This window comes from Xanthomonas vesicatoria ATCC 35937 (assembly GCF_001908725.1).
In the GTDB taxonomy this organism is placed as follows: Bacteria; Pseudomonadota; Gammaproteobacteria; order Xanthomonadales; family Xanthomonadaceae; genus Xanthomonas; species Xanthomonas vesicatoria.
Window position 1 is genome coordinate 1,195,081 of record NZ_CP018725.1, and the last position, 13,974, is coordinate 1,209,054.

A 13,974-nucleotide genomic window follows, 5' to 3' on the forward strand; every position below is an offset into this window, starting at 1 on the left:
CCCGTCAGTGCTGCGCCGTGTTCAGCAGAGCGACTGAAGGCGACAACGTTGGCATGCCATGGTCTCCACGGAAGAGCCTGTCTAAACAAGCGCCCGGCCGCAACGGCAGTGGCCGGCTTCTCAAACATGAGCCATTAAGTCTGAACCGGCGACACCGGTCTCATTTTGGGCTTTGCGCTGAATTTGACCTAAATATTTCCGTTACGCGCCGATACCTGCATAGACCGACATGTCGTTGCCTTACCGCGTACGCGTGAAGCCAGTGTCGAGAACTCCCCCGCGTCATGCCACGTTCTTCGTGTCGCCGCATCTCGAGGTCGCAATGGACATCTTTTCTTCGGATCTTCCCGCTCCACTCACGCTTGCGCTCGAAGGCGAGATGACCATTCGTCGCGCCGCCGAACTCAAGCCACTGCTGCAGCCGGCATTGGCGCATCCGGGTGGATTGCATCTTGACCTGGCGGCGGTGAGTGAGATCGACACCACCGGCCTGCAGCTGCTGTTGGCCACCAAGCAGGCGATTCAGGCCGATGGGCGGCCATTTTCGCTGACCGATTCCAGCCGTGCGGTGTTCGATGTGATCGAGCTGCTCGGCCTGCTTGAGGCACTGTATCCGCATGCGGTTGCCGGCCTCGGCGAACGAATTCACTAACGGACTGATGACGCGCGCATGGACATGAATCAGCTGATGCAGACCTTCCTGGCCGAGAGCCGGGACCTGCTCGAAGACATGGAACGGCATCTGCTCGAAGCCGAACGCGGTACGTCCTCGCCCGATGCCGTCAATGCAATTTTCCGCGCTGCTCACACCATCAAGGGTTCGGGCGGATTATTCGATCTCCCGCAGCTGGTCGGCTTCACCCATGTGGTGGAAAGCGTGCTCGATCTGGTGCGCGAAGATTCGCTCACCCTGCGTTCGGAACTGATCGGGCTGCTGCTGGTGTGCTGCGATCATATCCATGCACTGGTGGAGACCGCCGCCGACCCCGGCCATGCCGATGCCGCTGCGCTGGCTGCCGAAGCCGAGCCGCTGCTGGCGCAATTGCAGAGTTATCTGCAAAGCAGTGCCTGCGGCGTCACCGCCGCTGCCATCCAGCACAGCACGCCAGAAAAACAGAGTGGTTACTGGCGCATCTCACTCAAACTCTTCGCCGACGCACTGCGCTTCGGCAATTCGCCGCTCAAGTTGATCCGCAATCTGCGCGGCCTGGGCTCGGTGGAATCGGTCGGTACCGACTACAGCCAATTGCCACGGTTTGAAGAACTCGACCCGGAAGCCAATTATCTTGGTTTCCAGATCCTGCTGCGCAGCGATGCCAACCGCGCCGCGATCGAAGAGGTGTTCGAGTTCGTCCGCGACGATTGCGATCTGGACATCGCCGCAGTGCCTGCGCCAACCGACACCGCCATGCTGCTGGCCAGCGAGCCGGCGGTGGGCGCTGCGCCGGCCAGCGTGCTTGCCGCCGTGCCCAATGCGGCAGCGGCACCGGCCCGCAACGCACCTGAGGCAGGCGGCCGCAACAACGACGCGCGCTCGATCCGCGTGGATGCCGACAAGCTCGATCGCATGATCGATCTGGTCGGCGAACTCATCATCGCGGTCAGCAGCACCAACGCCAATGCGCAGCGCACAGGCGATGCGCAGCTGCTGGAATCGGCCTCGATCCTGGCTGGCCTGGTCGAAGATGTGCGCGAGAGCGCGCTGCAGCTGCGCATGGTCAAGATCGGCGGCACCTTCAGCCGCTTCCAGCGTGTGGTGCACGATGTGGCACGCGAACTGGGCAAGGACATCGCGCTGGTGGTTGCCGGCGAAGACACCGAACTGGACAAGTCGGTGGTGGAAAAAATCGGCGACCCGCTGACGCATTTGGTGCGCAACGCCATGGACCACGGCATCGAACCGGCGGACGTGCGCGTGGCGCGCGGCAAACCTGCACGCGGCACGGTGGGCCTCAACGCGTATCACGACTCCGGCAGCATCGTCATCCAGATCACCGACGATGGCGGCGGCTTGAACCGCGACCGCATCCTGGCCAAGGCGCTCGAGCGCGGCCTGATCGAGCCCGGCCGCCAGCTCAGCGACCGCGAAGTCTTCGCGATGATTTTCGAACCGGGCTTTTCCACTGCAGAAAAGGTCACCAACCTGTCCGGCCGCGGCGTCGGCATGGACGTGGTCAAGCGCAATATCACCGCACTGCGCGGCACGGTCGAGATCGACAGCGCCGCCGGGTTGGGCACCACCATTTCCGTGCGCCTGCCGCTGACGCTGGCCATCATCAACGGCTTCCAGGTGGGAGTGGGCAAATCGGTGTTCGTAGTCCCGCTGGATGTGGTGGAGGAATGCGTGGAGTTCGCGCCCGAGTACGCCAGCGACTATATCGACCTGCGCGGCAGCGTGCTGCCGTACGTGCGCCTGCGTGAACTGTTCGCGCTCGGCGGCAGGACGCCGGCGCGCGAAAGCATCGTGGTGATCCGTCAAGGCGCACAGCGCTTCGGCCTGGTCGTGGACACCTTGCTGGGCGAATGGCAGACGGTGATCAAGCCGCTGTCCAAGGTCTTCGCACAGGTCAAAGGCATCAGTGGCTCCAGCATCCTGGGCAGCGGCGATGTGGCGCTGATTCTGGATGTGCCCAGTCTGATTCAACAGTTGCATCCCAATCAGGACGCATTGGCGGCCTGAACATCACAGTCTCGCAGACTACAACCCGCGTCGTTCGTCGTTACCTGACCCCAGGAACCATCGCCATGTCACACCGCCTTCCGATCACCACCCAGTTATGGTTCACCGCAGCGCTTGCGGTGGCCCTGCCCGTCCTCGTGATCGTTGCCGGCTTCGCGCTGACGCTGTCGCATGCGGCACTGCTCGGCGGAAGCATCGTTGCAGCACTCATCAGTGGCGCGCTGCTGGCGTCGGCGATCCGCATCGCCGGTGGCGCGCTGGACCTGGCTACCACCACGCTGGACGCGTTTTCGCGCGGTAATTTCGATGTCGCCTTGCCGCAGACACGCGACGAGCATTCCGGCGATGTATTGCGCGGCCTGCGCAAGGTGCAGAGTGGCATCCGCCACGTCAACGACGAGATCAATCGGGTCTCGCGCGAACACGACGCCGGCGAAATCCAGGCACGCATCGATGTGGCGCGCTTCGATGGCGACTTCCGCACCATGGGCGATGGCATCAACCGCATGGTTGCCAGCCACCTGGCAGTGAACAAGCAGGCCATGGCCTGTGTGGCCGACTTCGGCCGCGGCAATTTTGCTGCCGAGCTGGAACGCCTGCCCGGCAAGAAGGGTTTCATCAACGATGTGGTCGACCAGATCCGCGGCAACCTCACCGGCCTGGTCGCCGAGGTCAATCGCATGTCGGCCGAGCACGACGCCGGCGATATCGACGTGGTCATCGACAGCAGCCGGTTCACCGGCGATTTCCGCCGCATGGCCGAAGGCATCAATGCCATGGTCGGCAGCCACATCGCAGTGAAGAAGCAGGCCATCGCGTGTGTGGCCGAGTTCGGTCGCGGCAACTTCACCGCGCAGATGCCGCTGTTGCCGGGCAAGAAGCGGTTCATCAACGAGACCATCGAGCAGGTGCGCGGCAATCTCACCGGTCTGATCCGCGAAATCAACCACATGTCGGCCGAGCATGAAGCAGGCGACATCGACGTGGTGATCGACAGCAGCCGCTTCGATGGCGACTTCCGCAGCATGGCCACCGGCATCAACGAAATGGTCGGCGCGCATATCGCGGTCAAAAAGTTGGCGATGGGTGTGGTGGCAGAATTCGGCCGCGGCAACTTCGATGCGCCGCTGGCGCAGCTGCCCGGCAAAAAGGCCTTCATCAATGACACCATCGAGTGCGCACGCGGCAACCTGCGCAGTATCTCCGAGGTGATTCAGGTGATGGGTGCGATGGCCGAGGGTGACCTGACCCACACCGTGGAGGGTCGCTACGAGGGCGCATTTGCGGACATGCAGCGCTACGTCAACACCACCATGACCCGCCTCACCGAGATCGTCGACGAGGTCAATCGCAATGCCGAAAACCTCGCCAGCGCATCGGAAGAAGTGAGCGCCACCGCGCAGGCCCTGGCCCAGGCCGCCAGCGAGCAGGCCGCCGGCGTGGAGCAAACCAGCGCTTCGCTGGAGCAGATGACCTCTTCCATCGCGCAGAACACCGAGAACGCCCGCGTCACCGACAGCATGGCTGCAAAGGCCGCCAGCGAAGCGGCCGACGGTGGCGACACCGTGCGCGCAACGGTGGTGGCGATGAAGGACATCGCCAAGAAGATCGGCATCATCGACGACATCGCCTACCAAACCAATCTGCTCGCGCTCAATGCGGCCATCGAAGCTGCGCGCGCCGGCGAACATGGCAAGGGGTTTGCGGTCGTGGCTGCAGAAGTCCGCAAGCTGGCCGAGCGTAGCCAGATCGCCGCGCAGGAGATCGGCGAAGTGGCCGGCTCCAGCGTGGAACTGGCCGAGAGCGCCGGCCGTGTACTGGGCGAGATGGTGCCGTCGATCCGCCGCACCTCCGATCTGGTGCAGGAAATCGCCGCTGCCTCTGAAGAACAGACCGCCGGTGTCAGCCAGATCAATACTGCGGTGGGCCAGTTGAATCAGACCACCCAATCGGCCGCCGCAAATGCCGAAGAACTGGCCGCCACCTCCGAAGAAATGAGCGCGCAGGCCGAGCAGTTGCAACAGTTGATGGGCTTCTTCCGCTTGGGTGCCAGCAACCGCAGCGGCGCAGGCGCTGCCAAGCAGCCCGCGCGGCGTGTTGCGCCGGCTGCCAACTTCCAACTGCGTCGTACCAACGTGCGTCCCATCAATGCAGCGGTCGCCGCCGATGTGGTGGATGAATCGCAGTTCGTCACCTTCTGAGGAATCGACGATGCAACAGCGCAACGCGGACACCAACGGGACGCCTCCATCGTCCGTGCCTCAGCAATACCTTACTTTTTCGCTGGGCGGGGACATGTTCGGACTTGGCATCCTGGGCATCAAGGAAATCATCGAATACCGCATCCCGACCGACGTGCCGATGATGCCGCCAGCCTTGCGCGGGGTGATCAATCTGCGCGGCGCAGTGGTGCCGGTGATGGACGTGCAGGCGCGCTTCGGCCGCAATGCAAGCGGCATCACCAAACGCAGCTGCATCGTGATCGTGGAAATCGCACGCGGCGGTGAGCAACAGGTGCTGGGCCTGCTGGTGGATGCGGTCAGCGAAGTGGTGGAAATTGCGCCGGCCGACATTGCCGACGCGCCCAGCTTCGGCGCTGGCATCCACCGCGATTTCATCCAGGGCATGGCCAAGCGCGAGGAGCGCTTCGTGATCCTACTGAATGCCGATGCCGTGCTGGCCAACGACATGTTGGCGCAGCTACCCACCGCCGCCCTGGCGGCCTGACTTTTCCCGTGCACGCCAGGATTCCCATGCATTCTCCGCTTCTCTCCTGCAACTGCGCGCTGGCCGGTCCGGTGCTGGTGGTTGACGACAGCATGGTCCAGCGCGAACACGCGATGGCACTGTGCCGTCAACTGGGCGCCAGCCTGGTGGAAGGCGCCAGCGACGGCCATGCCGCACTCGCCTGGTTGGGCCGAGCCGAGGCGCCCTCTCTGCTGTTGATCGACCTGGAAATGCCTGGCATGGATGGGGTGCAACTGCTCGATGCCCTGGCACGCGGCCAGCACAACGTCCCGGTGGTGGTGGTCTCCCAACGCGGCGGCGCATTGATCGATGCAGTGATGCAGCTCAGCCGCAGCGCAGGTGTGCGCGTGCTGGCAGGACTGGAAAAACCGTTGCGCCTGCAGGACCTGGCCACCACGCTGGACTGCGTGCCGACATCGACCACCGAAACGCCTGCCACGCTTGCGGCGACGATCTCACCCCTGTTGTCCAGTGGTGGCGCCGCTGCCTCCCGACTGGATCGTGCGATGCGGCGTGGCGAAATTCGCGTGGCGTATCAGCCCAAGCTGGATCTGCGCGATGGCCGCCTGCGCGGTGTGGAAGCGTTGGCACGCTGGCGTCGCCCGCAAGGCGACATGATCGGACCGGACCGCTTCATTCCGCTGGCCGAGCGTGAAGGCCTGATCCATGCGCTCACCCAACAGGTGATCGACAAGGCGATTGCGCAGTTGGTGGATTGGCGCGCCGAAGGCCTGCAACTCACGCTCGCCTTGAACCTGTCGCCCAATCTGCTGGGCGAAGAAGATTTCCTCGAGCACCTGTGCGGCAAGCTGGCCGACAACGGGCTGACACCAGGGGACCTGGTGCTGGAGCTCACCGAAAGCGCGATTGTGGAACCAGCCAATGCCTTGAGCATGCTCGCGCGCCTGCGTTTGCATGGTTTCGGATTGTCGATCGACGATTACGGCACCGGTTTTTCCTCGCTGCAGCGGCTGGCCAGCATCCCGTTCACCGAGCTCAAACTCGACCGCAGCTTCGTGCAAGCCGCGCACCGCAGCCGCAGCCAGCGCACGGTGCTGGAATCCACATTGGAGCTGGCCCACCGGCTGGAACTCACCGCCGTTGCCGAAGGCGTGGAAACGCCGGACGACTGGCGCCTGCTGCGTGAGCTTGGCTGCGACCTGGCGCAGGGCTACCTGATGGCCTCGCCGATGCCTGGCCCGATGCTGTCGGAGTGGTGGCGCGAGCACGCCGCACGTATCGCCCGTCTGTGCAGCAGCGAGCTCCCCACCGATGCCGACTTTGCCTGAGCCCATGAACACCTCCACCGCCATTACCGAGCAGGAATTTGGCCGCTTCCAGCGTTTCATCTTCGAAGCCGCCGGCATCAGTATCTCGTCAGGCAAGAAGGCCATGCTGTGCGGACGGCTAGGCAAACGCCTGCGCGAGCACCAGTTCAACAGCTACACGCAATATTTGCAGCTGCTGGAAAGCCGGCAGGACCGCGAGGAAATCCAGACAGCGATCGACTTGCTCACCACCAACGAAACCTACTTCTTCCGCGAGCCCAAGCACTTTGACCTGCTGCGCCGCTTGGCCGTCGATCACCGTGGCGGGCAACCCTTGCGTTGCTGGAGCGCGGCCAGTTCCACCGGTGAAGAGGCTTACAGCATGGCAATGGTGCTGGACGACACGCTGCAAGGCCGCGCATTCGAGGTGGTCGGCACCGACATCAGCAGCCGCGTGGTGACCAAGGCCCGCAGCGGGCATTACGCCTTGCAACGCATCGACGGCATTCCGCAGGCCTATCTCAAGCGCTATTGCCTGCGCGGCCAGGGCGAATACGCCGGCACCCTGCTGGTAGAGCGTCGCCTGCGCGACCGGGTCAAGTTCGTGCATGCAAATCTCAACGCCGCGCTCCCGATGCTGGGCAGCTTCGATGTGATCTTCCTGCGCAACGTGATGATCTATTTCAACGGCCAGACCAAGCGTGAAGTGATCTTGCGCGTACTGGCCAACCTCAAACCGGGCGGACATTTTTGCATCGGCCATTCGGAAAGCTTGAGCGAGCTCGATATCGATCTCATCCAGGTGGCACCGTCGATCTTCCGCAAAGCCTGAGTCAGGGATCCACCGTGTCCACAGCGTTCAACCGCCCCGTTCCGCAGTCCCAGACCATCAAGGCGATGGTCGTCGATGATTCGGCGGTGGTGCGCCAGGTGTTGGTGGGCGTGCTCAACGACGCGCACGGCATCGAGGTGATCGCCACTGCCGCAGACCCGCTGCTGGCCATCGAAAAGATGCGTCAGCAGTGGCCGGACGTGATCGTGCTCGATGTGGAAATGCCACGCATGGACGGCATCACCTTCCTGCGCAAGATCATGAGCGAGCGACCCACTCCGGTAGTGATCTGCTCCACGCTCACCGAAAAAGGCGCCCGCGTCACCATGGATGCGCTGGCCGCCGGCGCCGTGGCAGTGGTGACCAAGCCGCGCCTGGGCTTGAAGCAATTCCTCACCGAGTCGGCCGACGAACTGGTCGCCACCGTGCGTAGCGCTGCGCGCGCCAACGTCAAACGCCTTGCCGCGCGCGTCACTGCCGCGCCGCTGGAGGCCGAAGTCAAGCACACCGCTGATGTCATCCTTCCTGCGCAGACCGGGCGTGCCTTGGCACAGACCACCGAACGCATCGTGGCCATCGGCACCTCCACCGGTGGTACCCAGGCGCTGGAAGAGGTGCTCACCGCCTTGCCGCGCGTGTGTCCGGGCATCGTGATCGTGCAGCACATGCCGGAGAAATTCACCGCTGCGTTTGCCGCACGCCTCAATGGGCTGTGCCAGATCGCCGTGAAGGAAGCTGCCAACAACGACCGCGTGATGCCGGGACGCGCCTTGATCGCGCCCGGCGGCAAACACCTGCTGCTGCGTCGTAGTGGCGCGCAATATTTCGTCGAAGTGCTGGAAGGCCCGCCGGTCAATCGGCATCGCCCTTCGGTGGATGTGCTGTTCCGCTCTGCCGCGCGTGCGGCCGGCAGCAATGCGCTGGGCATCATCATGACCGGGATGGGCGACGATGGCGCCGCCGGCCTGCTAGAAATGCGCCAGGCCGGTGCGCGCACGGTGGCCCAGGACGAACACACCAGCATCGTGTTCGGCATGCCAAAAGAAGCGATCAAACGTGGCGGCGCGGACCGCATCCTGCCGCTGGGCGCCATGGCGCGGGAGATCGTGACGCAGTTGCAGTAGACGCTTGCCTGCAAGCGCATGCGGCGCGGTCGGCAGCTGGCAGGCATCAGCGCGATGGACACAAAGTGCGCAAGCGGCGTTCGGCGATGCACCGAGACCGTGCGCACGTGCGGTGTATTCCGGCGCCACCACGCGGGCCGTGTCTTCCGGCCACAGGTCGCGTACCGCTGTGCCGGCGTCCACGGCCGCCTAAAGATCCGCCGTCGCTGCCGCTAACCTGATTGAAGACCCAGCATTGCGCGGGTCACCCAAGGCGGCGGTATCGCCGTCCCGGGAGCGGAGGTTCACCATGACGACGCGCGATCTTACCGATGGCCTGTTTGTCGACCCGGTCAGTGTGGACTCGGTGATTGTCGACCCCGTGATCGAAGCAGGCGCCAATATCCGCTGCGCGGGATTGGTGGCACCCGCTACCGATGTCCTTGTCGACGCGCATGGCGCCCAGCCACGTCTGCAACAGCTGCCGGCCGCGCATTGCCCACAGGCAGGGCTGCGCCGCGACTGGGCACAGGCACGTGCGACGCTGCTCGCGCCGGCTGATGCGCACCGCGCTGCAGGCCCTGCGCAGGCGTGCCGGGACGACAGCCCTCCCCGTCCCCGCCTGCACTAAGTGCGGCAGCACCACATTGCATGCGGTCGTCAGCCGCGTATGAAACGCGCGCTCAGGACCGGCATCTACACGTGGCACATGTCGCAGCGAACTCGGGACGCGCTCGCCTGGCGTAAGCGCAGCCGTGTTGTCGGCCGCAACACCTCACCGTAAGCGTCGGTCATGCGCTGCCGGCAGGTGCACGGGCAAGTCTTACAGCTGCGAATCCAACGGTAGCCACCCAAGCACCTTCGCCGCACTCCGACGCCAGACACTGGCCTCCGGCTCGCGCGTCCAGACGCGTGGCGGCCGCGCCGCATCGTCGTGCCAGCGCAACTCGCCCTGTTCCAGAGCGACCCGATAACTCACCGGCGCACTGACCTTGTGGTTGTACAGGCGCTCAAGCTCCGCGGTGACGGTGCGGTCCTCGAACAGCAAGCCCATCTCGGTGTTCAGATTCATCGAGCGCGGGTCGAGGTTGAACGAGCCGATGAAACCACGCGTGTCGTCCACCACAAATGCCTTGGTGTGCAGGCTCGCGCCGCTGGACCCGAACAGGCTTCCATCCGGCTTGCCCATCGCCTTGAGCTCATGCAGGCACACACCTTGCTGCAGGAGCGGCACGCGATAATCGGCATAGCCGCTGTGCACGGCCACCACATCGTTGGCCGCCAGCGAATTGGTCAGAATGCTGACCCGCACCGTGTGCCGACGCAGATCGCCGATCCAGCGCATGCCCTCCTCGCCCGGCACGAAGTACGGCGAAATCACTTTCAACTCGCGCTGCGCATGCGCCATCTCGCCGATCAACACCGGCGTCATCCAGTGCGCTTGGGGCTCCGCGCCATCGGCCTTTTCAGGCGGATCAGAGACAATGCGCGCATGCTCGAGCCAATGTACCGGACGATCACCATGCATGAGTTCGCGCACACTTGGCGAACGCCGCAAACGCTCCACATACGGGTGCGCGCGCGCCGAGGCCATGCCCGCATCCAGGCTGCCACGCAGCGCTTCCAGTGCCTGCGGCCTGGCGGTCACCAGCGCGGCCAGCGGCAATGCGTTCGGGCTGTTCCAGTACGCATCGAAATTGCGCTCGGCCTGCTGCACCGTCGGCCCCATCACGGCCGCATCCATGTCCATGAAGTTGGTATCGCGCGCAGCATCGAAGTATTCGTCGCCCACGTTGCGGCCACCCACGACCGCTATGCGTCCATCGGCGATCCAGGCCTTGTTGTGCATGCGGCGGTTGATGCTGAACATGCGCAGCACCATCTCCACCCCGCGCATCAGTGTGCCTTCGCGCGCGCGGGTGGGATTGAACAGGCGAATTTCGATCATCGGGTGGCTGTCGAGCGCCGCCAGCACCGAGTCGCTGCCGTGGATATTCATGTCGTCCAGCAGCAGCCGCACGCGCACACCACGGTCGGCCGCGCGTAGCAGCTCGTTATGCAACAGGTTGCCGGTGAAGTCGGCATGCCAGATGTAGTACTGCAGATCCAGGCTGCGCCCTGCCGCACGCGCGGTGAGCGCACGTACCGCAAACGCATCGATGTTGTCGGACAGGATCACCATGCCGGTCTGTCTGGCATGTACCTGCTGCAACGGCGCAACCGCCTGGTCGATCGGCGTGACCATGGCGGTGGCCGGCAGCGCGTGGCTCATCGTTCCGCGTTGGCGGTCGGCAAAACGGCCATAGCCGTACAGCGACAGCACGCTACCCACCACGAGCACCAGCATGCCGATACCGAACCATTTGAAGACGTTACGCTTTGTCACTGTCGGGCCCGAAGTTGCCAGCGCGGCAGTGTAGATGCTGCACATCTCGCTGCGTGTGCAGAGCCTGACACGCAAGCGAGCTCAACAAGCCTGTAAAACAAGCGGTTTTACCTCGACGACCGCCACTGCGACTGCGCGAGGGCCACCTCTGCGCCGACCACCACGCACGGATTTTGCCAACGTAGTCTGTCGCCCGCCTTGACGGTTGATCTCGGCACTGCAGACAAGCGTCCGCTTGCGCAATGCCGAGATCAGGAAACGGTTGCGCCCACAACGGCGAGCGCAATCGTTCCAACACCTGCGCTTACCAGATTGCCACGCGATCCTTGTCCGCACGCACCATCGCATCGCCGGGTTTGCAGTGAAACGCCTGCGCAAATACCGGCATGTTCGACGGCGCGCCGTTGGCGCGGAAATTTGCCGGTGCATGCGGGTCGGTGTTCAAGCGCACACGCAGTTCGCCATCAGTGAAGTTGCGGCGCCACACGGTTGCCCAGTTCATGAAAAAGCGCTGATCCTGCGAATGACCGTCGATGTCCTTGTTGGCCTGCGGCTGCTCTTTCAATGCCATCTGCAAGGCGTCGTAAGCCACCGTCAGGCCGCCCAGGTCGCCGATGTTCTCGCCCAGGGTCAGTTTGCCTTTAACGTGCACGCCGGGGGTCGCTTCATAGCCATCGAACTGCGCGACCAATTGATCGGTGCGCTGGGTAAACAGCTTGCGGTCCGCGTCGGTCCACCATGTGTCGAAGTTGCCTTTGGCATCGAACTGGCTGCCGGAGTCATCGTAGCCGTGCATCATCTCGTGGCCGATCACCGCGCCGATGCCGCCGTAATTGAGCGCCGGGTCGGCCTTGGGGTCGAAGAACGGCGGCTGCAAGATCGCCGCCGGGAACACGATCTCGTTGCGGGTGGCGTTGTAGTACGCATTGACCGTCTGCGGGGTCATATGCCACTCGCGCTTGTCGACCGGCTTGCCGATCTTGTCCAGCATGTAGCGGTAGTTGAATGCCTGAGCGGCCTGCATGTTGGCCAGGAATCCATCGCCGCGCGTCTCCAGGCCCGACCAGTCACGCCATTGATCCGGGTATCCGATCTTGGGCGTGAAGCTTGCCCACTTTTCCAGCGCACGCTGCTTGGTCTGCGCACTCATCCAATCCAGCTTTTCCAGCCGTGCCTTCAAGGCGACCGACAGATTCTGCACTAGCTGCTGCATCTGCTCCTTCGATTCTGCCGGAAATGCGGACTGCACATACAGCTGGCCCAATGCCTCGCCCATTGCCTCGTTGACCGCATTCAAGGTGCGCTTCCAGCGCGGCAGCATGTCCTGCTGGCCGCGCAGCGTCTTCGAATAGAAATCGAAATTGGCCTGCTCGAACGGCTTGGCCAGATACGGCGCCGCCTCGTCGATGCTGTGGAAGCGCAGGTACGCCTTCCAGGGGTCCACCGGCGTGTCGGCAAGCATTGCATCAAGCTCGGCGAAGTAGCCCGGTTGGCTCAGCGAAAAGGTGCCAGCCGGCACCTTGAGCGTGGTGAAGAACGCCTTCCAGTCGAAATGCGGCGTCACTGCATTGGCACCGGCCACATCGACCGGGTTGTAGCGCTTGGCCGGGTCGCGCAACTCGATGCGCGAGAGCGAGGCGGCGGCCAGGCGGGTCTCGAACGCCATTACCGCCTTGGCTTGCGTGGCCGCCTGCGCGGCGGGAATGCCGGACAACTCCAGCACGCGCGCGATATAGGCCACGTACTGCTCACGGATCTTGGCCTGCGCCGGATCGGTGTAATAGCCCTTCTCGGGCAGGCCCAGACCGCCCTGCCCCGCGTAGGCGATCATCTGCTCGGAATTCTTGTAGTCGGCATTGGCACCGAACGAGAACACGAAGCCCTGGCCCTGCGCGTAGCTGTCGCGCAGCCACGCTGCGATGGCTGGCGCGTCGGTCAGCGCATCGATGGCCTTCAACTGCGGCTGCAGCGGGGCGATGCCGGCCTTGTCGATGGCCGCCTCGTCCGAGCCGGTCCGCCACAAGTCGGCAATCTTTGCATCCACCGAGCCGGCCGACAGATTGCCGCGTGCCAACTGCTCCACCAGTGCGTGCTGGATGGTCAACGACCGCTCGGCGAGCACTTCGAAGCTGCCCCAGCTGCTGCGATCGGACGGCACTGGGTTCGCCTTGAGCCACTTGGCGTTGACGAACCCATTGAGGTCCTGACATGCATTGATGGACGGATCCAGGTCGCCATTGCCAAACGCCACGATCGGCGCGTCCAGCTTGGAGACATCTACACGCGTCGGCGCGGCCCGGGTCTCGGGCGCTGCCTTGGCGGTATCCTCGGAGGCACCACAGGCCGACAGCGTGACCGCGATGGTCACGGCAAGCGACAGCGGCGCGAACTTGCTCGACTTCATTCAATTCTCCAAGGCAGATGACCGCGTTTGCGCAGTCGAAAGAGGGGCATGGGCAACGCATTGCAAAACGCCGCACGCACGGGTGGCTGCAACGGCGCTGCGCCACCCAGGTGTCGGTTGCCGCGCCTTACCGAAAACATTCATCGGCGTGCAGATGTTGCCCGATGCACTGCCCCATCAGCGCCTACGGCTACCGGCGCGCGTAAAACGGCGCCATCAGCAGATACACCGGGTACGCCAACAGCATGAGCACCAACGCAACCTCGTGCCCGGATGCGGCATCAGCCCATGCCTCCATCTGTGACGATGGCCCGAACAACCCGAACGCCAGTACCACTACGCCAATCACACAGATCAGCAGCGCCACCAGCAAGGCATCGCTGGAGACGCTGCCAGCGGCCAGCGTCCCGAATGCAGCACTGGCGCCTGCCAGCAACACCCCCACCGTGACCAGATAGGCACGGCAGTAGGTGGCGCTCATTTGCTGGTGTCTACGTCTGGCGGACATCCTGTCGTCCTTGCATGCGGGGCACGCCGGGCGCTGCAGCACGCA

The 13,974-nt window shown here is 63.9% G+C and carries 11 protein-coding genes; 8 read left to right on the forward strand and 3 right to left on the reverse strand.

All coding sequences use genetic code 11. The annotated features are described in order from the left end of the window. Window positions 1-322 precede the first annotated feature (322 nt). From BJD12_RS05225 to BJD12_RS05265, 8 genes are all read left to right on the forward strand, one after another. The gene (locus BJD12_RS05225; protein ID WP_005993490.1) at window positions 323-652 is read left to right on the forward strand and encodes an STAS domain-containing protein; all 330 of its coding nucleotides are present in this window, start codon (window positions 323-325) and stop codon (window positions 650-652) included. 18 nt (window positions 653-670) lie between these two features. Further along, on the forward strand, window positions 671-2,680 hold the full coding sequence (locus BJD12_RS05230) for a chemotaxis protein CheA (protein ID WP_005993493.1): 2,010 nt from the start codon (window positions 671-673) through the stop codon (window positions 2,678-2,680). A gap of 65 nt (window positions 2,681-2,745) precedes the next feature. Further along, window positions 2,746-4,881, forward strand: a complete 2,136-nt coding sequence (locus BJD12_RS05240; protein WP_005993495.1) for a methyl-accepting chemotaxis protein — start codon at window positions 2,746-2,748, stop codon at window positions 4,879-4,881. A 10-nt stretch (window positions 4,882-4,891) separates the two neighbouring features. After that, on the forward strand, window positions 4,892-5,407 hold the full coding sequence (locus tag BJD12_RS05245; protein WP_005993497.1) for a chemotaxis protein CheW: 516 nt from the start codon (window positions 4,892-4,894) through the stop codon (window positions 5,405-5,407). 26 nt (window positions 5,408-5,433) lie between these two features. Then, window positions 5,434-6,717: an EAL domain-containing response regulator gene (locus BJD12_RS05250; RefSeq protein ID WP_005993499.1), complete on the forward strand. Its 1,284-nt coding sequence runs from the start codon at window positions 5,434-5,436 to the stop codon at window positions 6,715-6,717. Window positions 6,718-6,721: 4 nt separating this feature from the next. Beyond that, complete coding sequence (locus BJD12_RS05255) at window positions 6,722-7,528, forward strand: CheR family methyltransferase (RefSeq protein WP_005993501.1); 807 nt, start codon at window positions 6,722-6,724, stop codon at window positions 7,526-7,528. Further along, window positions 7,525-8,652: a protein-glutamate methylesterase/protein-glutamine glutaminase gene (locus tag BJD12_RS05260; RefSeq protein ID WP_039421063.1), complete on the forward strand. Its 1,128-nt coding sequence runs from the start codon at window positions 7,525-7,527 to the stop codon at window positions 8,650-8,652. The genes BJD12_RS05255 and BJD12_RS05260 overlap by 4 nt, the downstream gene beginning before the upstream one ends. A gap of 289 nt (window positions 8,653-8,941) precedes the next feature. Further along, on the forward strand, window positions 8,942-9,262 hold the full coding sequence (locus tag BJD12_RS05265) for a hypothetical protein (RefSeq protein WP_042828114.1): 321 nt from the start codon (window positions 8,942-8,944) through the stop codon (window positions 9,260-9,262). A gap of 192 nt (window positions 9,263-9,454) precedes the next feature. Here BJD12_RS05265 and BJD12_RS05270 read toward each other — a convergent pair whose 3' ends face one another. The 3 genes from BJD12_RS05270 to BJD12_RS05280 form a co-directional block, all read right to left on the reverse strand. Next, window positions 9,455-11,017, reverse strand: coding sequence for a phospholipase D family protein (locus BJD12_RS05270; RefSeq protein WP_042828120.1), 1,563 nt, complete (start codon window positions 11,015-11,017; stop codon window positions 9,455-9,457). A 304-nt stretch (window positions 11,018-11,321) separates the two neighbouring features. Then, window positions 11,322-13,421, reverse strand: a complete 2,100-nt coding sequence (locus BJD12_RS05275; RefSeq protein WP_005993509.1) for a M13 family metallopeptidase — start codon at window positions 13,419-13,421, stop codon at window positions 11,322-11,324. A gap of 190 nt (window positions 13,422-13,611) precedes the next feature. Beyond that, the gene (locus BJD12_RS05280; RefSeq protein ID WP_042828115.1) at window positions 13,612-13,929 is read right to left on the reverse strand and encodes a hypothetical protein; all 318 of its coding nucleotides are present in this window, start codon (window positions 13,927-13,929) and stop codon (window positions 13,612-13,614) included. Window positions 13,930-13,974 lie beyond the last annotated feature (45 nt).

Excerpts from the sequence above, each read along its gene's own strand:
- BJD12_RS05245 (WP_005993497.1), top strand. The coding sequence starts at position 4,892 with ATGCAACAGCGCAACGCGGACACCAACGGGACGCCTCCATCGTCCGTG.
- BJD12_RS05280 (WP_042828115.1), bottom strand. The coding sequence starts at position 13,929 with ATGTCCGCCAGACGTAGACACCAGCAAATGAGCGCCACCTACTGCCGT.
- BJD12_RS05255 (WP_005993501.1), top strand. The coding sequence starts at position 6,722 with ATGAACACCTCCACCGCCATTACCGAGCAGGAATTTGGCCGCTTCCAG.
- BJD12_RS05275 (WP_005993509.1), bottom strand. The coding sequence starts at position 13,421 with ATGAAGTCGAGCAAGTTCGCGCCGCTGTCGCTTGCCGTGACCATCGCG.
- BJD12_RS05225 (WP_005993490.1), top strand. The coding sequence starts at position 323 with ATGGACATCTTTTCTTCGGATCTTCCCGCTCCACTCACGCTTGCGCTC.
- BJD12_RS05265 (WP_042828114.1), top strand. The coding sequence starts at position 8,942 with ATGACGACGCGCGATCTTACCGATGGCCTGTTTGTCGACCCGGTCAGT.
- BJD12_RS05250 (WP_005993499.1), top strand. The coding sequence starts at position 5,434 with ATGCATTCTCCGCTTCTCTCCTGCAACTGCGCGCTGGCCGGTCCGGTG.
- BJD12_RS05240 (WP_005993495.1), top strand. The coding sequence starts at position 2,746 with ATGTCACACCGCCTTCCGATCACCACCCAGTTATGGTTCACCGCAGCG.
- BJD12_RS05230 (WP_005993493.1), top strand. The coding sequence starts at position 671 with ATGGACATGAATCAGCTGATGCAGACCTTCCTGGCCGAGAGCCGGGAC.